This window comes from Spirosoma lacussanchae, from assembly GCF_005870035.1.
Taxonomy (GTDB): Bacteria; Bacteroidota; Bacteroidia; order Cytophagales; family Spirosomataceae; genus Spirosoma; species Spirosoma lacussanchae.
In genome coordinates, this window is record NZ_SWJG01000001.1 from 1,250,584 (window position 1) to 1,273,515 (window position 22,932).

The 22,932-nt window shown below is 56.3% G+C and carries 21 protein-coding genes; 8 read left to right on the plus strand and 13 right to left on the minus strand.

Annotation, left to right across the window (positions count from 1 at the left end; translation table 11 throughout):
• Positions 1 to 6: 6 nt before the first annotated feature.
• Together FBR45_RS05205 and FBR45_RS05210 are read right to left on the minus strand one after the other, a co-directional pair.
• Positions 7 to 456: a DoxX family protein gene (locus FBR45_RS05205; protein WP_138499971.1), complete on the minus strand. Its 450-nt coding sequence runs from the start codon at positions 454 to 456 to the stop codon at positions 7 to 9.
• A gap of 26 nt (positions 457 to 482) precedes the next feature.
• Complete coding sequence (locus tag FBR45_RS05210) at positions 483 to 968, minus strand: YHS domain-containing (seleno)protein (RefSeq protein ID WP_171044838.1); 486 nt, start codon at positions 966 to 968, stop codon at positions 483 to 485.
• Between the two features lie 364 nt (positions 969 to 1,332).
• On the opposite strand from FBR45_RS05210, the gene FBR45_RS05215 reads away from it, so the two are divergent.
• The 6 genes from FBR45_RS05215 to msrB all read left to right on the plus strand — a co-directional run bounded on the left by FBR45_RS05215 (position 1,333) and on the right by msrB (position 8,463).
• Complete coding sequence (locus FBR45_RS05215; RefSeq protein ID WP_138499973.1) at positions 1,333 to 3,693, plus strand: ATP-binding protein; 2,361 nt, start codon at positions 1,333 to 1,335, stop codon at positions 3,691 to 3,693.
• Positions 3,690 to 5,204, plus strand: coding sequence for a sigma-54-dependent transcriptional regulator (locus tag FBR45_RS05220; RefSeq protein WP_138499976.1), 1,515 nt, complete (start codon positions 3,690 to 3,692; stop codon positions 5,202 to 5,204). Before FBR45_RS05215 ends, FBR45_RS05220 begins: the two co-directional genes overlap by 4 nt.
• 159 nt (positions 5,205 to 5,363) lie before the next feature.
• Positions 5,364 to 6,086 carry an NRDE family protein gene (locus tag FBR45_RS05225; protein ID WP_138499977.1) on the plus strand — a complete coding sequence of 241 codons (723 nt, stop codon included), beginning with the start codon at positions 5,364 to 5,366 and terminating at the stop codon, positions 6,084 to 6,086.
• Positions 6,073 to 7,182 carry an ATP-grasp domain-containing protein gene (locus tag FBR45_RS05230; RefSeq protein ID WP_138499978.1) on the plus strand — a complete coding sequence of 370 codons (1,110 nt, stop codon included), beginning with the start codon at positions 6,073 to 6,075 and terminating at the stop codon, positions 7,180 to 7,182. Before FBR45_RS05225 ends, FBR45_RS05230 begins: the two co-directional genes overlap by 14 nt.
• Before the next feature lie 52 nt (positions 7,183 to 7,234).
• On the plus strand, positions 7,235 to 7,930 hold the full coding sequence (locus FBR45_RS05235) for a phosphopantothenoylcysteine decarboxylase domain-containing protein (RefSeq protein ID WP_138499980.1): 696 nt from the start codon (positions 7,235 to 7,237) through the stop codon (positions 7,928 to 7,930).
• A gap of 23 nt (positions 7,931 to 7,953) precedes the next feature.
• Positions 7,954 to 8,463 carry a peptide-methionine (R)-S-oxide reductase MsrB gene (gene msrB / locus FBR45_RS05240; protein ID WP_138499982.1) on the plus strand — a complete coding sequence of 170 codons (510 nt, stop codon included), beginning with the start codon at positions 7,954 to 7,956 and terminating at the stop codon, positions 8,461 to 8,463.
• A gap of 329 nt (positions 8,464 to 8,792) precedes the next feature.
• Here the strand turns inward: msrB and FBR45_RS05245 are convergent, their stop codons facing one another.
• Both FBR45_RS05245 and FBR45_RS05250 read right to left on the minus strand, forming a co-directional pair.
• Complete coding sequence (locus FBR45_RS05245) at positions 8,793 to 9,854, minus strand: NAD-dependent epimerase/dehydratase family protein (RefSeq protein WP_077919075.1); 1,062 nt, start codon at positions 9,852 to 9,854, stop codon at positions 8,793 to 8,795.
• An 84-nt stretch (positions 9,855 to 9,938) separates the two neighbouring features.
• Positions 9,939 to 11,882, minus strand: coding sequence for a KUP/HAK/KT family potassium transporter (locus tag FBR45_RS05250; protein ID WP_138499983.1), 1,944 nt, complete (start codon positions 11,880 to 11,882; stop codon positions 9,939 to 9,941).
• 197 nt (positions 11,883 to 12,079) lie between these two features.
• Here FBR45_RS05250 and FBR45_RS05255 point away from each other — a divergent pair, with 197 nt between their 5' ends.
• Positions 12,080 to 12,802, plus strand: a complete 723-nt coding sequence (locus tag FBR45_RS05255) for a DUF2064 domain-containing protein (RefSeq protein WP_138499984.1) — start codon at positions 12,080 to 12,082, stop codon at positions 12,800 to 12,802.
• Between the two features lie 467 nt (positions 12,803 to 13,269).
• On the opposite strand, the gene FBR45_RS05260 is transcribed toward FBR45_RS05255, so the two are convergent.
• The 9 genes from FBR45_RS05260 to FBR45_RS05300 form a co-directional block, all read right to left on the minus strand.
• The gene (locus FBR45_RS05260; protein ID WP_138499985.1) at positions 13,270 to 14,535 is read right to left on the minus strand and encodes a glycosyltransferase family 4 protein; all 1,266 of its coding nucleotides are present in this window, start codon (positions 14,533 to 14,535) and stop codon (positions 13,270 to 13,272) included.
• Between the two features lie 395 nt (positions 14,536 to 14,930).
• Complete coding sequence (locus tag FBR45_RS05265) at positions 14,931 to 15,452, minus strand: hypothetical protein (protein ID WP_138499986.1); 522 nt, start codon at positions 15,450 to 15,452, stop codon at positions 14,931 to 14,933.
• A 13-nt stretch (positions 15,453 to 15,465) separates the two neighbouring features.
• On the minus strand, positions 15,466 to 15,819 hold the full coding sequence (locus FBR45_RS05270; RefSeq protein WP_138499987.1) for a PadR family transcriptional regulator: 354 nt from the start codon (positions 15,817 to 15,819) through the stop codon (positions 15,466 to 15,468).
• Between the two features lie 191 nt (positions 15,820 to 16,010).
• Positions 16,011 to 16,814, minus strand: coding sequence for a metallophosphoesterase family protein (locus FBR45_RS05275; RefSeq protein ID WP_138499989.1), 804 nt, complete (start codon positions 16,812 to 16,814; stop codon positions 16,011 to 16,013).
• Positions 16,811 to 17,881, minus strand: a complete 1,071-nt coding sequence (arsB, locus tag FBR45_RS05280) for an ACR3 family arsenite efflux transporter (RefSeq protein ID WP_138499991.1) — start codon at positions 17,879 to 17,881, stop codon at positions 16,811 to 16,813. The genes FBR45_RS05275 and arsB overlap by 4 nt, the downstream gene beginning before the upstream one ends.
• 9 nt (positions 17,882 to 17,890) lie before the next feature.
• A complete protein-coding gene (locus tag FBR45_RS05285) occupies positions 17,891 to 18,979 on the minus strand; it encodes an ArsO family NAD(P)H-dependent flavin-containing monooxygenase (protein WP_138499993.1) in 1,089 nt (362 codons plus the stop codon).
• Positions 18,980 to 19,010: 31 nt separating this feature from the next.
• Entirely contained in the window at positions 19,011 to 19,898 is an 888-nt protein-coding gene (locus tag FBR45_RS05290; RefSeq protein WP_138499994.1) for an arsenite methyltransferase, read from the minus strand.
• A gap of 48 nt (positions 19,899 to 19,946) precedes the next feature.
• Positions 19,947 to 20,273 (minus strand): ArsR/SmtB family transcription factor, encoded by a 327-nt coding sequence (locus FBR45_RS05295; RefSeq protein ID WP_138499996.1) that lies wholly within the window; start codon positions 20,271 to 20,273, stop codon positions 19,947 to 19,949.
• Positions 20,274 to 20,631: 358 nt separating this feature from the next.
• Positions 20,632 to 21,966 carry an Nramp family divalent metal transporter gene (locus tag FBR45_RS05300; RefSeq protein WP_138499998.1) on the minus strand — a complete coding sequence of 445 codons (1,335 nt, stop codon included), beginning with the start codon at positions 21,964 to 21,966 and terminating at the stop codon, positions 20,632 to 20,634.
• 205 nt (positions 21,967 to 22,171) lie between these two features.
• Here FBR45_RS05300 and FBR45_RS05305 point away from each other — a divergent pair, with 205 nt between their 5' ends.
• Positions 22,172 to 22,825: a metal-dependent transcriptional regulator gene (locus FBR45_RS05305; RefSeq protein WP_138500000.1), complete on the plus strand. Its 654-nt coding sequence runs from the start codon at positions 22,172 to 22,174 to the stop codon at positions 22,823 to 22,825.
• Positions 22,826 to 22,932 lie beyond the last annotated feature (107 nt).

A 22,932-nucleotide genomic window follows, 5' to 3' on the forward strand; every position in this document is an offset into this window, starting at 1 on the left:
CTGCGTTTACATAAACTGCTTAGTGCGGGCTCCCCTGCCAGTTTTCTTGCCAGGGGCGTTGCCCAGCAGGCTGAACACGATGGGCACCCACTGCTGACGGGTCAGGAACAGGATAACGACACAGCTCACGGCCACGACAACCCCCAGAAAGAACAGATACCCGCCGTCGCCCAGAATGTCGACGCCCAGCACCGTCAGGTGCGACAGGATAGCGCCTGCCATGACGCCCAGGCCAATCCCGGCTCCGATCCAGCTCGTACGGGGAATCAGGATGAGTATAGCTGCCATCAGTTCAACAACGCCCGAGCCGATGCGGCCCCAGGGTTCAACCCCCAGCTTGGCGAAGATGTAAACGGATTCAGCCTGCGCGCCAAACTTGAAATACAACGTCTGGAGCAGAATGATGGCAGCTACTAAACGAGCAGCCCGAAGGACGTAAGGAGTGATACTGGTCATGATTGATAACGGGTTTACGAACGGTGTTACGACTGGATGAGCTTTGACCAGCTGGCATCGGCTTTCCGGTGCAGCGCTGGCTCGTCTTTGTTCCACTTGGTAAGGGTGTTGTTGATGAAGGTGTGGTAAAACAGGAAGAGCTTACCGTCGGTGATTTTGAAGGTTTCGGGGTCAACCTCAACCTTTTCACCCGCTGCCCCCATGGCGTAGGCGCACCAGCCACCATATTGCGGTTCGTACTGGCCAGGGTTTTCCTGAAACGCCTTCAGGTTGGCGGCTGAAGCGAAGCGGTACGTAACATTTCTGTGCGTGAACGTGTGGGCGGCCGACCCCTTGACGGCTTTGTTCTGGGTGAAGTAAGCCACTGGATCGTAGCCCTGAATAGCGACCCCTTTATCAAGGTTAAAGTGCTTTTTACGAACAGTCGGGTCCGATTGAACCAGTCCCAACCCGGCCTGGCTCGGCTGCATGAAAAAGGCGAAAGCGATGAACAGTATTGAAAGCGTTTTCATGATCTTGTTTTGACGATTGATGGTCGAGTGCTTGGCGCAAACTCCCTGACTCAATTGCCAAATACCGTTCCAGCCGTGCCAGGCCGGCCAAAAACGCGCTCACTGGCCGGAAAACGCCTAAAACGCGCAGAGAGCACGCTTCCTTGCCAGTTGGTAAGTCCCGATATTTCGTAACTTTCACGAAATGACCGGGACAAACCAGCCCGTTGTGTATCAGACCAGCAACGAGTATGGCGCAAAAGGGCTCAATCTGGCTCATATAGCCGTTAATCCCGGCCACTGGGCCATTCGGACCAGGAATTGCAGGCGTACTTATCGTATATGAGCCGGTCAACGGCATACCGCAACGACTTTTCACCCGATCATGATAGAAAACGAAACCGCTGTCATCTCCCCCAAGGTGCTTCGACTGTCGCACTTTACCGTCGAAAACGCCCTGGAACCTATTCTTCTTTTCGACCAGCGCGGTCAGGTGAAGCGGGCCAATGCAGCGGCCTGTCGGCAACTGGGCTATGGCTCTGATCAACTCAGCACCCTGCATTTTTGTACCATTCACCCCGACTACAGCCAGGACCAGTACGTCGACCTATGGCAGCGGCTGAAACAGGCGCAGACACTGACCCTGGATATGAACCAACTCCGTCAGAATGGGACGCTTCGCCAGGCTGAGATTGGCATGAACTTCATCCAGCTCGATGAACAGGAATACCTGTGCTGCTTCGTGCGCGACGTGACCGAACGCTCGCAGCTGGACGATACGCTCCGCCAAATCTCGGAAGGAACGGCTGCCGATATCGGCATCGACTTCTTTCAGTCGCTGGTGCAGCAACTGACTACTACGCTGAACGTACAGTTCGCGATGGTGACCGAGTGTACCAACGTCGAAAAGACCCGCGTCCGGACCCTGGCCTTCAGCGTACATAATGCGCTGCACGAAAACGTCGAATACGATCTGGCTGGTACGCCCTGCGACATCGTCATGAAGGGCCGAGATTTGTACTTTCCCACCGACGTAGCCGACAATTTCAGCAAAGGTGTCGGCCTCGAAGCGTACCTTGGAGTGCCGATCTACGATAAACTGGGCGAAGTAGTTGGCCACCTGTCGGTGAGTGACACCCGCCCGATGGCCGACCACCACAAGTACATTGGTATTCTGCGGGTACTGGCTGCCCGCTCGGGGGCCGAAATTGCCCGTAAGGTGGCCGAAGAGCGGCTGCTGCGTATTCAGGAACAGCTGGAAGCCACCGTCGTCGAGCGCACCCGCGAACTGGCCGAAGCTAAGGAAGAAGCCGAAGCTGCCAACCGGGCCAAGAGCGATTTTCTGGCGACAATGAGCCACGAACTACGCACCCCCCTCAACGGTATTCTGGGCTATACCCAGCTGTTTAAACGGGACCCGATGATGACCGAAAGCCAGCAGAAAGGCGTGAAGATCATGCACGACTGCGCCGAAAGCCTGCTCTCGCTCATCAACGACGTGCTGGATCTGTCGAAGATCGAAGCCCGCAAGATGGACGTGCTGTCGGAGGTATTTTACCTGCCCGAACTGTTGCAGCATATTGCGCAGCAAACGCAGGTTCGGGCCGAACAAAAGGGGCTACGTTTCGAGACACAGCTGTCTGACAACCTGCCGGCATGGGTAGTGGGCGACGAGCGTAAACTCCGGCAGGTGCTGTTGAATCTGCTCGGAAATGCCGTAAAGTTTACGCCCACGGGTACAATTACGTTCCGGGCCGAGTGGACCCCTGACCGGCTGGATCGCGCCAGTCCGGAAACACCGTCCCCCACCATCCGCTTCATGATCGAAGATACCGGCGTGGGCATTGCCAACGAACAACTGTCCAGTATTTTTCAGCCGTTTCAGCAAATTCGCGAATCGAACGATTTTGTGGAGGGCACCGGTCTCGGCCTGTCCATTACCGACCAGCTGGTCCGGCTCATGAACGGCGATCTGTTCGTATCGAGTCAGGCGGGGCAGGGCACCCAGTTTCGGCTTTCGCTGACCTTACCCGAAGCCACCGGCGCCCCCGCTCTGGAGCAGAGCAACCAGTCCGACCAGCCGATTATTGGGCACGAAGGGGCGCGCCGAACGATTCTGGTGGCCGACGATAGCTGGGAAAACTGCTCGGTGCTGACCAACCTGCTGACCCCCCTGGGTTTTACGGTTATTGAAGCCCGCAACGGTCGCGAAGCCGTTGAGCAGGCGATGCTGTACCAACCAGACCTGGTGCTGCTGGATCTGGTGATGCCCTACCTGGATGGGTTTGGCGCCCTGAAACAGATTCGAAGTAATCCGGCTACGAGTCAGGCCACCGTGTTTGCCTTCTCGGCGAAGGTGTTTGAGCAGGACAAGCAACGGAGCCAGCAGGCCGGATTCGATGATTTCGTGCCCAAACCCGTTCATCTGGATTCGCTGCTGACTAAAATCGGCAGGCATCTCAACCTGACGTGGCAAACCCGGCCCAGCGCGGACCCGGCAGCCGCGCCAAAGACGAGCAACCGAACGGGTGGTGCGCCGACGCAGCTGCCTGACCCGGCCCAGTTGGAAGCGCTGTATGAACTGGCCCGCCTGGGTGATATTCAGGGAGTATTGACGATGATTGCGGAGGTTGAAAACGCCAACTCGGCCCACCAGCCGTTTGCCGACCAGATCCGACAGGCCGCCAGTGAGTTCGATACGCGCCGGATCAAAAAATATCTTCAAGCCTGTTTAGAAACGGTATGAGCACTCTCACCACGAACCACGCAGCCACGGACGACACAGACAGCATCGGTACCGGCCGGACCATTCTTATCGTAGATGACATGCCCAACAACATCAGCGTGTTGTACGAAACCCTGACCCGGTTCAATTACAAAGTGCTGGTGGCCCGCGACGGCAAAAGTGCCATCGAGCAGGCGCAACTGGCCCAGCCCGATCTCATCCTGCTCGACGTGATGATGCCCGGTATGGACGGCTTCGAAACCTGCCGCCGACTCAAACGGACAGAAGCCACGCAGGCTATTCCGGTGCTGTTCATGACGGCCCTCGCCGAAACGATCGATAAGGTCAACGGCTTTAACATGGGCGCCGTGGATTATATCACCAAACCCTTTCAGCTGCAGGAGGTACTGGCCCGCATCAACACGCACCTGACCCTGCGCGGGTTGCAACGCGAACTGCAGATTGCCAACGCCCTGCTCGAACAACGCGTTGCCGAACGAACCGAGTCGCTCGCCAAAGCGCTGGCTGAAGTTGAGCAGCTGAAGAATAAGCTACAGGCCGAGAATACGTACCTGCGCGAAGAAATCAAACAGACCAGCAACTTCGAGGAAATCGTTAGCCAGAGCAAAGCCTTCGGGAAGGTGCTCCGGCAGGTTGAGCAGGTTGCTCCCACCACAACGTCGGTCCTGATTCTGGGCGAATCGGGCACGGGTAAGGAACTGCTGGCGCGGGCTGTGCACAACCGGAGCAGCCGCCGGACCAAAACGCTGGTGAAAATCAACTGCGCGGCTCTGCCCGCTACCCTGATCGAGAGTGAACTTTTTGGCCACGAGAAAGGCGCGTTTACCGGGGCCACCGCCCAGAAAATAGGTCGCTTCGAACTGGCCGACGGGGGAACGATTTTCCTGGACGAGATCGGGGAAATGCCGATCGATTTGCAGGCTAAGCTGCTGCGGGTGTTGCAGGAAGGCGAACTGGAGCGGGTGGGGGGCACAAAGACCCTCAAAGTCAACGTGCGGGTCATTGCCGCCACCAACCGCGATCTGGACAAAGAAATCAGCGACGGCCGCTTTCGGGAAGATTTATACTACCGGCTCAACGTATTTCCCATCCAAAGCCTGCCTCTGCGTGAGCGAAAAGAAGATATTCCGCTGCTGGTTCGCCACTTCTGTACCAAACACGGCCCCGGTATCGGGCGCCAGATCGATGTTATTCCACCAGGCGTGATCGATATCCTGATGGATTACCACTGGCCGGGCAACATCCGCGAGCTGGAGAACGTCGTCGAACGTTCACTGATCATCTCGTCGGGCCGGAAACTGGAACTCGGCGACTGGCTCCGGCGGAAACAGGCGGTCCCCAAACCGGCCGGACTCATAACCATGGAAGAAGCCGAGCGCAACCACATCCTTGCCGTGCTGGAGCACACCCGCTGGAAAGTGAGCGGCAAAAACGGAGCCGCCGAAATCCTGGGCATGATACCAACCACGCTCGATTCGCGCATGAAAAAACTGGGCATCCAGCGGCCATAGGATGTTACGGCCAACCGGAAATCTCACGAAATATCGTAACCGGCATGGCTGGTTAATGTAAAGCTATGAAGATCAAGAGGCTGTAAGTCAGTTGTTTGCACTTCGTGCCTAGGCTGGTACGTTGCTTGATTATAAGAAAGGTAATCAACCAGCCCGATTATGTGTACCGCCACGTATCTACCCCTTACCACCAACGGCTTCATCCTGACTCACAGCCGGGACGAGAAAGCGATTCGTCCGGCCGCGCGTCCACCCAAAGCGTTTTCGATTGGCAACCAGGCCGTAACCTTCCCACAGGACCCGCAGAGCCAGGGCACCTGGATTGCCAGTTCAGCCCGCACTACGGTCTGCCTGCTCAACGGGGCTTTCGTGCCGCACCAGGTGCAGCCGGCCTATAAGCACAGTCGGGGGCTGGTCATTCCGCACTTCTTCACTTATCCGTCCACCGACGCGTTCTCGGCCGCCTACGACTTTGGCCACATCGAACCGTTTACCCTGCTGCTTGCCGAAGCAGAGCGCCTGACCGAACTCCGCTGGACTGGACAGCGGCTGTTCACGCACGAGAAAGACCCCAACCGCGCCCACATCTGGTCGTCGGTGACCCTCTACACGCCCAACATGATTACCAAACGCGAAGGCTGGTTTGAAAACTGGCGACAGCAACACCCTAGCCCGACGGTTGATGACATCCGGTACTTTCACCAGTCGGCCGGCGATGGTGATGCCGAAACCAGTATTCGTATGAATCGGCAGCATACGTTGCTAACCATCAGCCTGACGAGCATCGTGCAGCAGGACGGGGAAACCGAGTTTATCTACGAAGATTTTACGCAGTCTACGTTCAGCCAGCAAACCATCCGACCCGCTTATGCAATCGCTTAGTTCACTCGACCAACGCTCCGGGGTGTCTACCCCGCTCGGGCACACGTTATCGGCCCGGTTAACCCGGCTGCGGCTTTCTACCCCGTTTTTTATCCGCCTGCGGTCGTGGGAGTACTGGCCGTTTGCGGTGGTGTACTTCCCGGTATTCATCTACCACGTCTGGCTGTCGATCAGGGCCCGGTCGCTGTTTTTCTTCTCGGCCGCCAACCCATCCATCGAAACGGGTGGGCTGCTGGGTGAGTCGAAGGCCGGTATTCTGGACCGTATCAGCGACGAATTCAAGCCGAAGACGCTGTTCGTTGCGGCCTCATCTCAGCTCGATACCATTTTTACGCAGATGGCCGATCAGGGCCTGACCTACCCCTTAATTGCCAAACCCAACGTCGGCGAACGCGGCTGGCGGGTCGAGACGATCGAGGACTGGGAGAGCCTGGTCAACTACAGCCAGAGCAGCCCCGGCGATTTTCTGATTCAGGAATATGTCGACGAACCACTCGAACTGGGGGTGTTTTACTACCGGTTTCCCGGGCAGGTACAAGGGGTGATTTCGTCGATTGTTCAGAAAGAATTCCTGACCATTCGGGGAAACGGACGCGACTGCATCGAAGCTCTCATCCGGCAGAACGAGCGGGCCATTCTGCAGCTACCCGCCCTGACGGCCCGCTACGGCAACCGTTTTCATGAGATACCGGCCCCGGGCGAAACAATGACGTTAGTGTCTATCGGCAACCATAGCAAAGGCACCAAATTTCTGGATGCCAACCACCTCATCACGCCTGAGCTAACCCGCGTGTTCGACCGCATCAGCCAGCCCATTGAGGGGTTCTACTACGGCCGTTACGATCTGCGCTGCCGGACCGTGGCTGATCTGTACGCCGGTCGGCACATCCGGATTCTGGAGCTGAACGGGGCGGGTGCCGAACCCGCACACGTCTACCAGCCCGGCTTTTCGCTGTGGGAGGCCTACCGGGTGCTGTTTCATCACTGGCGCGTGCTGTATGACATCAGCCGCGAAAACCACCGGCGGGGTGTTGCCTACATGACCCTTCGCGAAGCCGTCGGCATCTGGAAACGGATTCAGCGCGATAAACAATAAGCACCTGGCCTCACGGGCCTGGCCCAATCAAACACCTGTAATCAACCAACGAATGAACTCTTTATTTGCACCCATCAACACAAGCCTGAGCGGCCTGAACGTCCTGCTCACGGCCGGACCTACCCAGGAATCTATCGATCCGGTCCGGTACATCAGTAATCATTCGACGGGTAAAATGGGGTACGCCCTCGCCGACGTGCTGGCCGAACGCGGTGCCAGCGTGACGCTCGTAAGCGGTCCTACCCACCTGACCGTCGAGTACCCAACAATCCGGGTGGTGCACGTTCGCTCGGCGGCCCAGATGTACGCAGCCTGTCTGGACCATTTCCCAACGGCAGCCATCACGGTACTGGCTGCGGCCGTGGCCGACTACACGCCTAAAGTAGTAGCCGACCGAAAAATCAAGAAGAAAGAGCCCGACTTCAGCCTGGAGCTTGTCCGAACCGTCGACATTGCGGCCAGCCTGGGCGCCCGGAAGCGCGACGATCAATTTATGGTTGGTTTTGCGCTGGAGACCGACAACGAGCTGGCTAACGCCCGGGCCAAACTGGTTCGCAAAAACCTCGACCTGATTGTGCTCAATTCGCTCAGGGACGCCGGAGCTGCCTTTGGCCACGACACCAACCAGGTAACCCTTATTCACCGCAACGGCGCTATTCACCGCTTCGGGCTGAAGTCCAAGCGAGCCGTGGCGCACGACATTGCCGACCAGGTAAGCGCGGTGTTACCCGTTTCGGTATTGTATTAAGTCCATAAACAAACCCAGACACCATGAATCGACAAACCATAGCCAAACGCACAGGCGGACTGTTCCTGATCGGTTTTATCGGGCTGCTGGCATCTGCTTTTGGGCCTGTAACGTATACCTTATTCGATGGTAAACCGCCCCGGCGGTACGAAAAGACCGAGGCTGAGTGGCAGAAGATACTGACGCCCGCTCAGTTCGCCGTCATGCGCAAACACGGAACCGAACGCGCCTTTACGAGCGCGCTGGCTAGTAACCATGCGCATGGCGTGTATCGCTGCGCGGGTTGCCACGAGCCGCTCTTTAGCTCCGACACCAAATTTGAGTCAGGAACCGGCTGGCCCAGTTTCTACAAACCGATCAGTAAATCCATCGTGAAAGACGTAAGCGACACCAGCTACGGCATGGTTCGGACCGAAGTGCAATGCGCCGTGTGCGATGCTCACCTGGGTCATGTTTTTGACGACGGTCCGGCGCCAACCGGTCTGCGGTACTGCATAAACGGGGTGGCGCTGGAATTTATCAAAAAACCATAAACGGTTTATACCTGGGCAAGCCGTCGAGTTCGGGGCCGCACCGGCGCTTTCGGCGGGCTAGTGGCGCGACGGGCCGGACTGGCGGGGGGCGCTGTTGCCTGTTTCTGATGCCGCCGATACCGCCCATATTGCGCAGTTTTTTCAGGAGAGCTACAGCTGGCTTGCAGAAACAGGACTGCCGGATTGGATCAGCAGCGTCGATAATAGGAGGTAATTGGTCGTTATAATCAGAGAAGGCCCTGGGCGTGATCACGCCCAGGGCCTTCTCTGATTATAGTGTGCTGGTCTGAGCCAGCTGCTATACTGCCTAAATAGTAATAGCCGAAGGCTTAGCGCAGAATGGGTTCCAGGGCGGCCCGGTTTTCGTTGAGCCAGTCGTGGATGTCGGTGACAATCTCGCGGATGCCTAATTCGGGCTTCCAGCCGGTCAGGTTCGTCACTTTGGTGTTGTCGGTGATGTAAAGCCGGATATCGGCGGCCCGGTTTTCGGTTACGGCGTTGATGGGAATGGTTTTGCCCGTCACCTCCTGACAAATCGCTGTCAGCTCCTGCAGGGAAGCCGAGCTTTCGTTGCTGCCGCCCGCGTTCAATATTTCGCCATTGACGGCGTCGAGGTTGTGCAGCTCCCAGTCCACCAGTCGGTAAAGATCGGCTATGTGCAGCATGTCGCGGGTTTGTTTGCCAGTGCCACCGTACCCTATATACGCCAGCTGCTGTTCGAAGTAGTGTTTGGCAATCCAGAGCACCATCACGCCCTGGTCGACCTTGCCCATCTGCCACGGACCGGTGATGACGCCACAGCGGTTAATGACGGTTTTCAGCCCGTAAAACTCGTTGTACTCCTGAATGAGCAGTTCCGAAGCCAGCTTGGTTGTTCCGTAGAGTGAGCGCGCCCCGTCGAGCGGGAAGTTCTCGGCAATCCCTTTCGACGAAACGCCCGGAACCGGCTGATCGTCGGTCAGTACGAAGCGGGTTTCGGCTTCGGCAAAGTTTAAGGTTTCGATCGTTTTGATCGGATATACGCGGCTTGTCGACAGAAATATGAAACTGGCTTTATGTTTGAGCGCGTAGTTGAGGCAATTGACCGTACCGAACAGGTTGGTATTGATGAGGTAGTCGGGCGTACCGTCGAGGCCGGCCAGTACACTTGGCTCGGCTGATGCTTCAATGACCGCATCAACAGCGGGCAGGGCGTCGAAATCCTCTTTGTTGCGAATGTCGCCGTGTAAAAACTCGATACCAGCCGCTTTCAACCGCGCCAGACTCAGCTCGGAGCCGCGTCGTTTGAGGTTGTCGAGGGCAAAAATCTGGTAATTGGGGTAGTTCTTTTTTAGCGAGATGGCGATCGAGGAGCCAACGAAACCGGCCCCGCCGGTGATGAGAAGTTTCATAAAATTGACTAAAATGATAGGGTGGAAGGGTGAACGAGCGGTTCGTACGGGGCTCGTTCACCCTTCCACCCAGTCGTTCTGTAGTTAGGATGCAATGCGTTTGAGTTTCACGTTTTCGACCGGGCGAATAACGAGGGGCACTTTTTCTACCTTGACCGAGCTGCTGTCCAGACCAAACCAGCGGTCTTCGGGCGTGGTGAAGCCCTTGATGGTGAAGTAGATGTTCATGATCAGTCGTTCGCGGGCGGGTAGTTCATTTTCGAACGACAGGAATTTCTCGAGAACAACGAACCGGAAATCGCCGATCACGTTCTGCCGGCTGAGTGATTCGTAGCGGCTGGTGATATCCACTTCCTTATTTTTTACCATGTCTTCAATTACCTTCCTAAAGAACAGATTGATCCGCTGCTCGACCCGAAATCCGAGTTTAAAGGTAATTTTATAGGCGTCGTCGGGAGCGATCGTGTTCACCTTGTACTCCATTGTATACGGATCGTCCGTCGTATCAACGTGCACGAACCAGTAGATATCGGCCCGTTTCGGCCGCTTCTGGAAAATGGAGTAAATGATTTTCGACTCGATCTCCGACTGGCGGGCCGCGTTGCTCATGAAGACCAGGTGGGTGGCATATTTAGGGATACTGATGTCGCGGCTCAGTTCCTTAATGGCCTGAATGTACTGGTCGATACGCACATACTCCGTCAGGCGAAGTTTGATCTGGAACGCCTGCAGCCAGATGTACATCACACTGGCGATCGAAGCACCAATGAATACCGATACCCAGCCGCCGTGCGGGAATTTGATCAGGTTGGCAATCAGGAACGACCCCTCAATACCCAGATAAACCGTTAAAAAAAGCACTACTCCCCACGCCTGGTATTTGTGCGTATACAGATAGTAGGTCATCAGCAGGGTTGTCATCAGCATGGTCAGCGTGATGGCCAGTCCATAGGCGGCTTCCATGTTGCTCGACTCCCGGAAGTACAGAACGACGCCCACACAACCCGCCCAGAGCAATAAATTGACACTAGGTACGTACAACTGCCCTTTCTGAACGCTGGGGTAGCGCAGCCGTACCTTGGGCCAGAAGTTGAGCCGGATGGCTTCGCTGATCAGCGTAAACGAACCACTAATCAGGGCCTGGCTGGCAATAACAGTGGCCATCGTGGCAATCCCAATGCCAATTGTCAGGAACCAGCCGGGCATCACCTGGTAAAAGGGAATGCGCTCGGAGAGCTTCTGCCCTTCGATGCTCAGCAGCCACGCTCCCTGACCGAAGTAGTTCAGAAGAAGGGCCGTTTTGACGAACACCCAGCTCACCCGAATGTTGGAGCGGCCGCAGTGGCCCATGTCCGAATAGAGCGCTTCGGCGCCGGTAGTACAGAGGAATACCGACCCCAGTAACCAGAATCCGTCGGGGTATTGGGTCAGCAGCCACCAGGCGTAGTAGGGGTTGAGGGCAATCAGAATCCCCGGCGCCTGTATCAGCTGAGCAATACCCAGCACGGCCAGCATCGAAAACCAGATCAGCATGATCGGGCCGAAGGTCGTACCGACCACACTGGTGCCGAAAGCCTGAATCAGGAACAATATTGTCAGAATCGCAATAACGATCGGAATGGTTTCTATATTGGGGTAGAGCTGCCGCAGGCCTTCGATGGCAGAAGATACGGAGATGGGCGGGGTAATGATCCCATCGGCGAGCAGGGCCGATCCACCAATGATAGCCGGTAAGGTAAGCCAGCGGGCATGCCGGCGAACCAGCGCATATAGCGCAAAGATGCCACCCTCACCCCGGTTGTCGGCCCTCAGGATCAGGATTACATACTTGACGGTGGTTTGCAGGGTAAGTGTCCAGAAAATACAGGATAAAGCACCGTATATAACATCAGCCCGGATAACATTATCGGCGCCGATAATAGCCCGAAGCGTATACAGGGGCGAGGTGCCAATGTCGCCATAAATGATACCCATCGCCACCAGTAGACCGGCGGCAGTTACGGTGTCTGAATGCTTCTTATCTTCCATAAAACAGGCTTACGCCTTTCATTACAAGAACGGAATAAAACGGGGCAAAGATAGCCGATGTTTAGATTGATTGACGTTGGGCCGAACTGAAAGTTACCCGCAGAGGGAGACGATTAAACTACCGTTGCCTAGGTTTGTCGGGCAGATGATATAATTTACAGATTTACATCGTTGATTTGTGGCCTTTATTTGTTCACATGCCTGTTTTCCCGTTGTCAACAGCCGTTTTATTGTTCTCGCGCCCGACATCCTGGACGGCTGCTGGCAAGAAGCTGGCCGGAAGCCGTGTAGCTCGTAACCAGCGGCTGTGGGAACGGATGACAAAGCTGACCGGGGCCAAGATACAGGCGGCTGGCCTGGTGTGCGTTCGATCGGGTACCCTGCTTACCCCAGGCGACTACACCCGTCCGTTCGGAGAGCAGCTTCAGCTGGCTATATCAAGAACGCTGGCCAGGGGCTATAACCAGCTTATCGTCGTGGGCGACGACTGCCCCGATCTGCGGGTGAGTGATCTGCTGACGGCTGCCACGCGGCTACAGCAGGAGCAATTACCGGTTGGGTACGACCGGCGCGGGGGTATCTACCTGATGGGGGTTGACCAACGGTTTCTGAGCCCGGATGCATCCGAAGGCTTTAGTGCGCTGCCGTGGCAAAACGAAGGGCTGGCGTCGGCGCTGACTCATTTCCTGGCCGACCGCTTCGGTCCCGTAGCCGAATTGACTGCCGTCTGGCGGGACTGGAATGAGCGGGCCGATGTTCATGTTGGGCAGTGGCTGTCCGGCTCATTCGCTTATTTAGCGAGGTTAATCTGGACATTGCTGGTAACAATCCGAACCCATTATTTCCTTCCGACCCGGTATGTAACCACAGGCCGTCTGGTACAGGGTGCTTTGCGGGCTCCACCGGCTTTTGAGCGCTGACAACTCCTCATACATCCCGATAATACCAGATGAGCAGCAGGCTTTGCGTCAGCTACTATCTCTGTCTTTTTCGGCCCTTGCCAGCTGAAACATTTGGTGCCTCCCCGATATTATATCATTATACACCGTATGGAATGAGATAAATCAAAGATGGGCGGGGAGCGTAAGCCGGGTTTGCGGCACGGGCAGACCGGAACCTCAGCGCCTGAGAAAATTATAGAGTCGTACCGATGACTCTGAACGCACGAACTCGTCTGATAAGACCCGACTGAAACGGTCTTTTTGATTCAGCTGTTAAATCGGGAGAAGAAAGTCGGGATTGCTTTAGTCTACTGAAATCGAAGAGATAATTTTTAACGTAGGTATAGTTTAGTGCCAATCATGCCTACCAGGATTTGTTTAATTAGGTGTGTTTAGCAGACGGCCCGCTCATTGAGTGGGCCGTCTCTTTTTATGAGTCTGGCCAATCAGCTCACTATCTGCCGGTACAGAGCTACGTGCTCGGCTATAAATCGGCTCCATGAAAACAGGCGAGCCCGCTGTAGGCCCTGCTGAGCCAGACCGGCGCGGAGAGTATCCGAACTGACCAGCTTTACCATAGCCTGGCATAAATCATCGGTATCGGTAGGAGAGATGTACAGGGCAGCCTCGCCAACTACTTCCCGAATGGCGGGTATGCGGGAGGTGATAACCGGCAAACCGCATTGCATCGCTTCCAGCGGAGGCAGTCCAAACCCTTCGTACAGCGACGGGTAAACAAACCCCGTTGCTCCCGAGTACAGGGCGGCCAGCTCTTCATCGGGAACAAACCCGGTCACGACAATCCGGGATTGCAGCGCCTGGTGACTGGCCAGTTCGTTTAGAATCTGATCCAGTTTCCAGCCCCTGGCGCCAACGAGTACCAGTTTGACCTCGGCCGGAATCTCGCCACTTTGTGCCGTGTTTACAAAAGCCCGAATCAGCCGATCCAGGTTTTTCCGGGGCTCGAACGTGGCCAGACTGAGTAGGTAAGGGGCGTCGCCCAGCTGATAGCGCTGGCGAATACGTTGCCGGGCGTCAGGATCCGTAACGGGGTAAAACAAGGCCGGAGAGGCCGCCAGATGAATAGGAGTTACCCGCGCCGGGTCTGTTCCGGTATGCTGGCAGAAGTCATTCCGGGTTGCTTCCGATATGGTGATAATATGGGTTTGGGGGTTCAGACGGGCCAGCATACTCCGCACACTGTTATCGCCAGCGGGAAACCATTCGGGATGAAAAATCGGAATCAGGTCATGAATCGTCTGTACGCTCTGCACCGCCCGGCTTTGCGCTACAGCTTCTGGAATTTCGTAGAAGGGGCTGTGGTAGATACGGCCATGCCAGGACTGGGTGTCGAATCGGGCAGCATGGGAGCCGGTAAATTTCCGAAGTTTGTAGGCACCCGCCCGGATGGCTTTGCTGGGTACACTCCCAACAGGAAACGGGCTCAGTACCCCGTTCTCCAGCCTGGCTACCGTTCGCTCTGCCGGGCGATTCACAAAGGCGGGGGCTGATGGGCCAAAATGCGCCTGGGCATACCGCATTGCTTCGGGCAGATGGGTAGGAGCCGCCAGGGAAAGCTGGATGTCGTCGGCCTGCCACAGACCATCCAGCAGTTGTTCGGCTACGCGACTTACGCCCGTCTTGGCCTGTCTGTGATAAAAGCCAATGCCCAGCATACTGACGTCCAGAATAACGTTCAGGTTAGAATTCATGAAGCTGTATAAAAACAAATCGGGTATAAAAATCGGCAGTAGGTAGTCCGGAGCGTTGACACAACAACGACCCACTTCGGTTGGCTGACTGTCGAAAATAATTGGTTGAAACCATCAGGTGGCTGGTAGGATTGGTGACCTGTCAATAAGCATTGTCAGTAGAAAAAAGTTGGCCAGTCGGCAAAAAGCTCGTAACCGGTAGGCCGATCTGCCCCGTTTAAGCCGGTAATAAACTGAAATTACGGCAGGTAGACAACCCAAAAGCGGCAATCGGCAACGCCAAAAAGCCTGACCCATGAGGGGCCAGGCTTTTTGGCGGGTGGTAAACGGCTGGCTACCAGCCAGGAAAAGGAGACGATATTGCCCGATGGGACGGACGGCCGTTTGGCTGTTGACTACCCAAGCTGGATGCGCTGGCGTTCATTTTCCAGGTACCAGCTTAAACTGGCCAGGGTAACCGCAACGAGGCCACCGAGCCATAGCGCCCCCCAGATGCTGAAGTAGGAGAACGAACCCCGACCAATCATGTGCATCAGCCCGATCAGCATCATAAACAGACCCAGCGTCAGACCAAAGGCATTGCGCAGCGCGGTGGGGTAGGCCTGCCGAAGGTAATAGGCTCCGTAGGCCTTGTTGCGAAACTGGAAAAGGATATCGTCCTTGCTGGCTGACTCAAGTTGCAGACCGCTCAGGCTTAGTTCCCGCTGGTAGGTCTGCCGCAGGGTCTGAACCGCGTTGACGTCGGCTTCCATCAGGGCTTTATCCATGGCAGACTCGAACGGCAAACCAAGCCAGATGTAGTATTCGACTTCGCAGGCGAGATGATCGAGTAGTTCAGGGAGTAGGTCGGTATCCGTGCCGGAGCGGACCAGATGGTCGTAGAGTCTGGCAACCTGTTGTGGGTTTAGCTTTTCCATAACCGGGGTTCGTTTATAGGTTGTTAAGGGCCAGTTTAGGCGAAGGAAGGAGTAAGCGCATTAACGAAACAAATCGTTCGAACTCAGAAACTTTTTGCTGGGCCGCCTGGGTACCGCTGGGTGTGAGCGAATAGTACTTGCGCAGCCGGCCTTCTACTTCGACCGATTCGGTGATGAGCAGCCTCTCCTGCTCCAGCTTGTGCAGAACGGGGTAAAGTGCGCCAAAGGTGAGCACCAGTTGCCCCTGCGTACGCTCTTTAACGGCCTGCGTTATCTCATAGCCGTACATGCGTTCCTGGTTCGTCAGCAGCGTCAGCACGATTGTCTTGAGCGTTCCGCGCAAAAACTCACTCTGGGTTGGTTCCATATAAACTCATGAAGCACGGTTAGTGATAGGCGAATGTATGTATAAGAAAGCTATATATACAAATAGGTTGCTGTATTTTTTTCATGTGCCATATCTACGGGCTTCGATCCCCTGATTATGCGCCCAAAAAAAAGCCCCGTTCTGACGCACTACTGCGTCAGAACGGGGCCTGGGTATGAACAGAAAACAGATCAGCGCGCCGTACGCAGCATGTCGGCGTAGGGATCGGGCAGTATGCTGTCTTCAACGGCGCGGGCTGCTTGTTCAACGTCGTATTCGACCCGTACAAAGTCGACCTGAACGCCCTCTTTAGCGCCCGGCCGGGCCGTTTCGTCGATGGTCAGCAGAACATAACCGGCACGAGGGTCGCCATCTTTTGGCTTGCCCACCGACCCGATATTGACGGCATGCCGGAAGTAGGTTTCCTGGCCTTCGGGTTCGCCACTGACTACTTTGTAGAATGGTTTGTGGGTGTGGCCAAAGCAGAGGACGTCGGCTCCGGCTCCTTCCAGTACCCGACCCAGACTGCGGTCGCCCCGGTCGGCAAACAGGTATTCGTTAACGCGCCGGGGGCTGCCATGTACCAGCATCACGACAAAGGGCGTTTGCTGATGCCAGAGCTGATCCGGGTTGAAGCCGAGTTCAAACTCGAGCCGGATGTGGGTGGGCAGGGTACGCAGGTACTGGCGTTCGCTGGCACCAACGACCTGGTTGGTGTAGCTGATGGATACGTTGCCCATCGCTTTTTCTGCGTCTTCGCGATAGGCGCAGCCGCAATCGTTGCTCTGTCGGCCAATACCGTAGTCGTAGTTGCCGGCAATGGTGGGGATACCCCGCTGGCGGATGGTGTTGATGACTTCGTTGGGCCAGACATTATAGCCTACCAGGTCGCCCAGGCAGTAGACGGCATCAACGGCCTGTTGGTCAATATCGGCCAGCACCGCTTCCAGGGCGGGCAGATTGGCATGAATGTCGGAGAAAAGAGCAATTTTCATTGGGGACGTGGTTTGAACGTGGCGCGTCGTTTAAGAGCAATATGGACGAGTAAAATCAGGACGGGGACTTCGATGAGCGGACCAATTACGGCCGCAAAGGCAGCCCCCGAGTTGATGCCGAAGACGGCAATGGCTACGGCTATGCCCAGCTCAAAGTTGTTGCCGGCTGCGGTGAAGGCTAGTGAGGTGCTTTTGGCGTAATCGGCACCGGCCCGCTTGGCCAGGTAGAAAGCCATGAAAAACATCAGCACGAAATAAATGACCAGTGGCAGCGCAATTCGCAGCACATCGCCCGGAATCTGTACGATCAGCGTTCCCTTCAGGCTGAACATGAGCACAATCGTGAAGAGCAGCGCCACCAGCGTAATAGGACTGATAAAGGGCAGGAAACGGATCTCATACCAGTCGGTGCCGAACAGCCGGGTTAGCAGGAGTCGCGAGAGCAGCCCGGCCAGGAACGGGATACCCAGGTAGATAGCGACACTTTCGGCAATCTGCCCGATGCTGATAGCTACCGTGGCGCCCGGGAGGCCAAACAAAGGCGGCAGTACCGTTACGAAAACATACGCATAGACCGAATAGAACAGGACCTGAAAGATGCTGTTGAACGCTACCAGCCCCGCTACGTATTCCCGATCGCCGAGGGCCAGGTCGTTCCAGACGATGACCATCGCGATACAGCGGGCAATGCCGATCATGATCAGTCCCGTCATATAATCCGGCTTGTCGGGCAGGAGCAGAACGGCGAGGCCAAACATCAGCACCGGGCCAATGAGCCAGTTCTGCACGAGTGACAGCGTCAGGATTTTTGTGTTCCGAAACACTTCCGGCAGTCGATCGTAGCGCACTTTGGCCAGGGGCGGGTACATCATCAGAATCAGTCCGATGGCCAGGGGCACATTAGTAGTTCCGGACTGGTAGGCACTGAGCGACTGTTCAATTTGCGGAAACAGGTTTCCCAGCAGCACACCCAGCGCCATGGCGCCGAAAATCCACCCGGTTAAGAAGCGGTCGAGAAACGACAGGCGGGGCGGTTGGGTCGTTTCTGTTACAGAAGGGTTGTCCATACGAAAGAGTTAAATAGATGGTTGGGGCTGGGGTAGATACGCATTAATTTCTTCGGCGGTCTGCCGGGCCGATCGGCCAACGCCGATCAGGGTAGCCGAGGCAAAACCTGTCCAGTTGCCGTACCCCACCAGCCAGAGACCCGGTGCGTCAATGGCCCGGGTTCCGTCAGTAGCCACACGGCCTTCTCTGTCTACGAGACCCAGTGGCCCGAGCAGGTCGGTAGCCGGGCGAAAACCCGTGCACCAGATGATGGTATCGAACGACTCTGACCGACCGTCTGGCCAGACAACCCCCTGGGCCGTTATCCGAACAAAGGGCCGGCGTGCCTGTAATACGCCCCGACTACGCGCTGCCTGCACCGAAGGAACCATGACAATATCGCCCAGACGACCGGTCGACTCCGGCGACTGGCCAGCCTGGGCGGCATGATACCGCTCCGTGGCCCGGCTAAACAAAACCCGCCCATCGACGTCGTCGGGCAGGAACGTTGGCTCGGTCAGGGTTACCCAAACGGGATGGGCTACCTCCGATACTTCGGCCAGAATCTGAGCTGCCGAATTACCGCCCCCGACGATCAGCACCCGCTGGCCAGCCAGCGAGTCGGACGAGTGGTAATGGGCCGAGTGAAGTTGCAGGCCTCTGAAATCCGACTGACCCGGATACGCGGGTAGAATGGGTTGCGTCCAGGTGCCGGTGCTGCAAACCACGGCCGGCGCCCGCCATGAACCCTTATCCGTCCGGATTATGTACCCGTCGGTATGGCGCGTAAGCTGTTCTACCCGGACAGGTCGCCGGATAGGCAGCTTATACCGCGCTTCGTAGGCGTTTAGATAGTCGATAACCTGCTGCCGGGCTGGGAAACCGGCATCTGATCCTGCCGGGCGCGGCATGGGCCAGCCGGGTAACGACGAGGCTTCGGCCGGTGAGAACAGCCGGAGTGAATCCCAGCCGTGGAGCCAGGCGCCCCCCGCCCGTGGCTGATCATCGAGAATAACGAATGAACGACCGGTTCGGCGCAGAAAATACGCGACCGACAGGCCGCTTTGTCCGCCACCAATAACCACAATGTCGGTTTCCTGAATAGGTTCTTCAACCATACGATATAGAGCGGGTGAGCAACCGAATCGGTTATCCGTTGCAGCAGGTTGGTCCGCAGCAGGACTCAGCCGACGGTTCCTGGCTGGGGAGTGGTTTGCGGGCAAAGACGGTGATGCTGTAGATGCCGCGGCCATCCTGCCGGTATGCGGCCAGTTCGTCGGCGGTGATGTAGGTCTGGAGTAGCTCGGTCGGCAGGTTGATTTCCTTTTTCTTCTGCACCTGCAGGGCCGTAAAACCCGAACGGGTAACGATATCGAGGTAGTCGCGCTCCTGGATGGCTCCCGATACGCAACCTGCATACAGCTCCGCGTCCCGCTGCAGCCCCTCGGGCAGGTCGCCCACGAGGACGATATCGGAGATACTGAAATGACCACCGGGTTTCAGAATCCGGTATGTTTCCTGGAAGGCGCGTGCTTTGTCGGGCACCAGGTTCATGACACAGTTGCTTACTACAACGTCGGCCAGGTTATCGGGCAGGGGCATGTCTTCGATGTCGCCATAGACGAATTCGACGTTGGTGTAGTTGAGTGCCTTTGCGTTCTTCCGGGCCCGGTCAATCATGCCGGGTGTCATATCCAGCCCGATGACCCGGCCGGTTTCTCCGGTTTCGGCGCGGGCTACAAAGCAGTCGTTGCCCGCGCCGGAGCCGAGGTCAACGACGGTGTTGCCGGGTTTTATCTGCGCAAACTGGGTCGGCAAGCCACAACCCAGCCCCAGATCCGCATCGGCCACGTAGCCGTCGACGGTGTGGTACTCGTCGTTCATCAGAATGCTGTACGAAGTATCCGTAGCGCCCGGACCACAACAGGACGAAGGGCCGCAGCCACCATCGACCGCTACACCCTGGGTTTCTTCCTGACGCGCGATGTCGCCGTATTTCTGACGGACAATCGCTTTGAGCTCTTCGGCAGTAGTCATGTTCTTATTGGTTTAATGTAATATTACGATTGATTTAGGTAAAAAAAATCAGCAGCAGGTGTTCTGGGTGAATGACGCGAGCAGGTTACCAAACGTGGCCTGGGCTTCTTCCCAGACGGGTTCGTTAATGCAGTAGCACACGCGCGGAGGCTGTACGTTTCCTTTGATGATACCGATCCGGCTCAGCTCTTTCAGATGTTGCGAGACGGTAGCCTGCGAAAGGGGCAATACATCGACCAGATCGCCACACACGCAGGCTTTCGTAGCGACCAGATACTGGAGAATAGCCACCCGGGCTGGGTGCGCAAAGGCTTTGGCCAGGTCGGCAATCCGGTTCTGCTCGGTCGTAAAGACTTCTGTTTTCGTGACACCCATGTGGCAAAGGTATACATGAATTGATTAATCGCAATATTACGATGGTTATTATTTTTTTGTTGCTGTCGAGCGGGAGACGCGAGGGCCGGGCCACCGGGCGGTTGCGTCTCTACATGTCTTGGTCCGTGTCCTAACCGGGACGCGTAGTTGGACCACCCGCGCGTCAGCCATTTGGTGCGTCAGCAAAAGCCATTCGGACAGGAGACGCAAGGGGTTGCGTCTCTACATCCGTGGTCCGTCTTCTCACGGACCACGCCACGGTGTGGGCGTTTTAGCAAAACCCATCTGGCCAGGAGACGCAATAGCCGATGCGGTCGGTGTTCCGGCTCGCATTCACCAAAGCAGTTAGACTAGATATCTAGAAGATCGTGTCCCAGAGAAGGTACCCGTTCAGGGCGATGATGATAGTGGCTACGGCCCATGACGTGATGCGAACCCAGGCGGGATTGACGAAACGGCCCATCTTCAGCTTGTCGTTTGTGAACGTGACCAGCGGTACAACTGCGAAACTCAGCTGTAAGGACAGGATAACCTGACTCAATACCAATAGTTCGGACGTGCCCCGCTCGCCATACAGAATCGCTACTACCAGGGCCGGAACGATGGCTACCAATCGCGTAATGATTCGCCGGAGCCAGGGTTTTAGCCGTATGTTCAGAAAACCTTCCATAACAATCTGCCCCGCCAGGGTACCGGTCACGGTAGAGTTCTGGCCAGACGCCAGCAAGGCGACGGCAAACAGAATACCGGCCACTTTAGTACCCAGCAGCGGGTCAAGTAGTTGGTGGGCGTCGGTGATGTCGGCCACGTGCTGATTGCCGGAATAGTGAAACGTAGCCGCCGACAGCATCAGAATGGCTGCGTTGATGAAGAAAGCCAGAAACAGCGAGACCGTTGAGTCGATGGTGGCAAACTTGATAGCCGATTGCCGACCCGTATCGTCGCGGCTGAAATCGCGGGTTTGTATGATACTGGAGTGCAGGTAGAGGTTATGGGGCATGACCGTGGCGCCCAGGATACCGATGGCGATATAGAGCATACCCGGATTGGTGACGATTTCGGGGCGGGGTAGCAAGCCCCCCATCACCTCGCCCAGGTCGGGCCGGGAGACGAGCAACTCATAGCCGAAGCAGGCCAGGATCAGAAAAATCAGGCTGGCCACGATTCGTTCCAGCACCCGAAAGCCTTTATTCTGCAGGTACAGCAGCAACATGACGTCAACGGCCGTGATCAGAATGCCGATCGTGAGCGGCAGACCGAACAGGAGGTTCAGCGCAATGGCCGAGCCAATGACTTCGGCCAGGTCCGTAGCTGCAATGGCAATTTCGGCCAGTACCCACAAGCCAATACCCACCGGGCGACTGTAATGATCGCGGCAGGCCTGGGCCAGATCGCGGCCGGTGGCGATACCCAGCTTAAGCGCCAGGTGCTGCAGCAGCATGGCGAAGAGATTCGAGATCAGCACGACGGACAACAGCCGATACCCGAACTGAGCCCCCCCCGCAATATCGGTGGCCCAGTTGCCGGGGTCCATGTAGCCTACCGCTACCATAAGCCCGGGCCCGACATAAGCCGCCAGGGTTTTAAAAAAACCGGCGTTTCGGGGTACGTGAACTGACCCATGCACATCGGCCAGCGACTTCGACGACGGGTCCTGACGCCAGCCTTTCATAAATGTATTGGTTACTTCCATTCGTTAGTTGAGCATACTGCCCCCACCGCCGACCGACGGGGGGCCTACCTGCCGTTGTCATCGAGCGGTCTGCTGAAACAAAGGTAATAATAGTTGAAATAAAAATTTAGACTAGTCTAAATTTTTAGAAAGTTTAACATAAAAACTATCTTTGCCGCCAAACTGTTTGCCCGATTTTCGATGTTTTATCGGGTAGCTGTCGCCTATGCAGTCATTCACGGAAGAGAACTATCTGAAGACCATCTATTACCTCGCCACCCGTCAGGAGGGGGAGGTGACAACGAACGCGCTGGCCGAAATGACGGCCACCCGGGCGGCTTCGGTAACGGATATGCTGCGGAAGCTGGCCGACAAACAGTTGATCCATTACAAGAAATACCAGGGCGTTCGGCTCACCGAAGAGGGCGAACGGCTGGCGTTGCAGATTATTCGCCGGCATCGGCTCTGGGAGGTGTTTCTGGTCGAAAAGTTGGGTTTTGGCTGGGACGAAGTCCACGACATTGCCGAAGAGCTTGAGCATGTGCGATCTGAGGAGTTGGTGACACGTTTGGATACGTATCTGGGCTATCCGCAGTTTGACCCGCATGGCGACCCGATTCCTACCCCGGCTGGTCAAATGCCGGAAACGGGGTACCGGAAACTGTCGGAAGCGGGACCTGGCGATAGCATCCGGCTAATGGGCGTGCTGGAACACTCGACGGCGTTTCTGCAACACCTCGACCGGTGTAACCTTACGTTGGGGTGTCTGGTAACCATAGCCGAGATCAACGCCTTCGATAAGTCGGTGCTGGTACAGATTGAAAGCGGCCGACCGGTATTCGTGAGCCACGAAGTCGCCAAAAACCTGCTGGTAAACTGAGGAACCGGTGTGTCCTGCCAATGGGTTTGCAGGCGTAGGCGCGTGAGGCTACGGACCATGGTGACGGAGGATACGGCCCATACCAACAACAGTGAACAGGACCACAG

Bases quoted from the DNA above. Each gene is read 5' to 3' on its own strand.
- FBR45_RS05225 (WP_138499977.1), top strand. From the start codon at position 5,364: ATGTGTACCGCCACGTATCTACCCCTTACCACCAACGGCTTCATCCTG.
- FBR45_RS05270 (WP_138499987.1), bottom strand. From the start codon at position 15,819: ATGGAACCAACCCAGAGTGAGTTTTTGCGCGGAACGCTCAAGACAATC.
- FBR45_RS05220 (WP_138499976.1), top strand. From the start codon at position 3,690: ATGAGCACTCTCACCACGAACCACGCAGCCACGGACGACACAGACAGC.
- FBR45_RS05215 (WP_138499973.1), top strand. From the start codon at position 1,333: ATGATAGAAAACGAAACCGCTGTCATCTCCCCCAAGGTGCTTCGACTG.
- FBR45_RS05210 (WP_171044838.1), bottom strand. From the start codon at position 968: ATGAAAACGCTTTCAATACTGTTCATCGCTTTCGCCTTTTTCATGCAG.
- FBR45_RS05265 (WP_138499986.1), bottom strand. From the start codon at position 15,452: ATGGAAAAGCTAAACCCACAACAGGTTGCCAGACTCTACGACCATCTG.
- FBR45_RS05230 (WP_138499978.1), top strand. From the start codon at position 6,073: ATGCAATCGCTTAGTTCACTCGACCAACGCTCCGGGGTGTCTACCCCG.
- FBR45_RS05275 (WP_138499989.1), bottom strand. From the start codon at position 16,814: ATGAAAATTGCTCTTTTCTCCGACATTCATGCCAATCTGCCCGCCCTG.
- msrB (WP_138499982.1), top strand. From the start codon at position 7,954: ATGAATCGACAAACCATAGCCAAACGCACAGGCGGACTGTTCCTGATC.
- FBR45_RS05235 (WP_138499980.1), top strand. From the start codon at position 7,235: ATGAACTCTTTATTTGCACCCATCAACACAAGCCTGAGCGGCCTGAAC.
- FBR45_RS05285 (WP_138499993.1), bottom strand. From the start codon at position 18,979: ATGGTTGAAGAACCTATTCAGGAAACCGACATTGTGGTTATTGGTGGC.
- FBR45_RS05250 (WP_138499983.1), bottom strand. From the start codon at position 11,882: ATGGAAGATAAGAAGCATTCAGACACCGTAACTGCCGCCGGTCTACTG.
- FBR45_RS05305 (WP_138500000.1), top strand. From the start codon at position 22,172: ATGCAGTCATTCACGGAAGAGAACTATCTGAAGACCATCTATTACCTC.
- FBR45_RS05205 (WP_138499971.1), bottom strand. From the start codon at position 456: ATGACCAGTATCACTCCTTACGTCCTTCGGGCTGCTCGTTTAGTAGCT.
- FBR45_RS05290 (WP_138499994.1), bottom strand. From the start codon at position 19,898: ATGACTACTGCCGAAGAGCTCAAAGCGATTGTCCGTCAGAAATACGGC.
- FBR45_RS05260 (WP_138499985.1), bottom strand. From the start codon at position 14,535: ATGAATTCTAACCTGAACGTTATTCTGGACGTCAGTATGCTGGGCATT.
- FBR45_RS05255 (WP_138499984.1), top strand. From the start codon at position 12,080: ATGCCTGTTTTCCCGTTGTCAACAGCCGTTTTATTGTTCTCGCGCCCG.
- arsB (WP_138499991.1), bottom strand. From the start codon at position 17,881: ATGGACAACCCTTCTGTAACAGAAACGACCCAACCGCCCCGCCTGTCG.
- FBR45_RS05300 (WP_138499998.1), bottom strand. From the start codon at position 21,966: ATGGAAGTAACCAATACATTTATGAAAGGCTGGCGTCAGGACCCGTCG.
- FBR45_RS05295 (WP_138499996.1), bottom strand. From the start codon at position 20,273: ATGGGTGTCACGAAAACAGAAGTCTTTACGACCGAGCAGAACCGGATT.
- FBR45_RS05245 (WP_077919075.1), bottom strand. From the start codon at position 9,854: ATGAAACTTCTCATCACCGGCGGGGCCGGTTTCGTTGGCTCCTCGATC.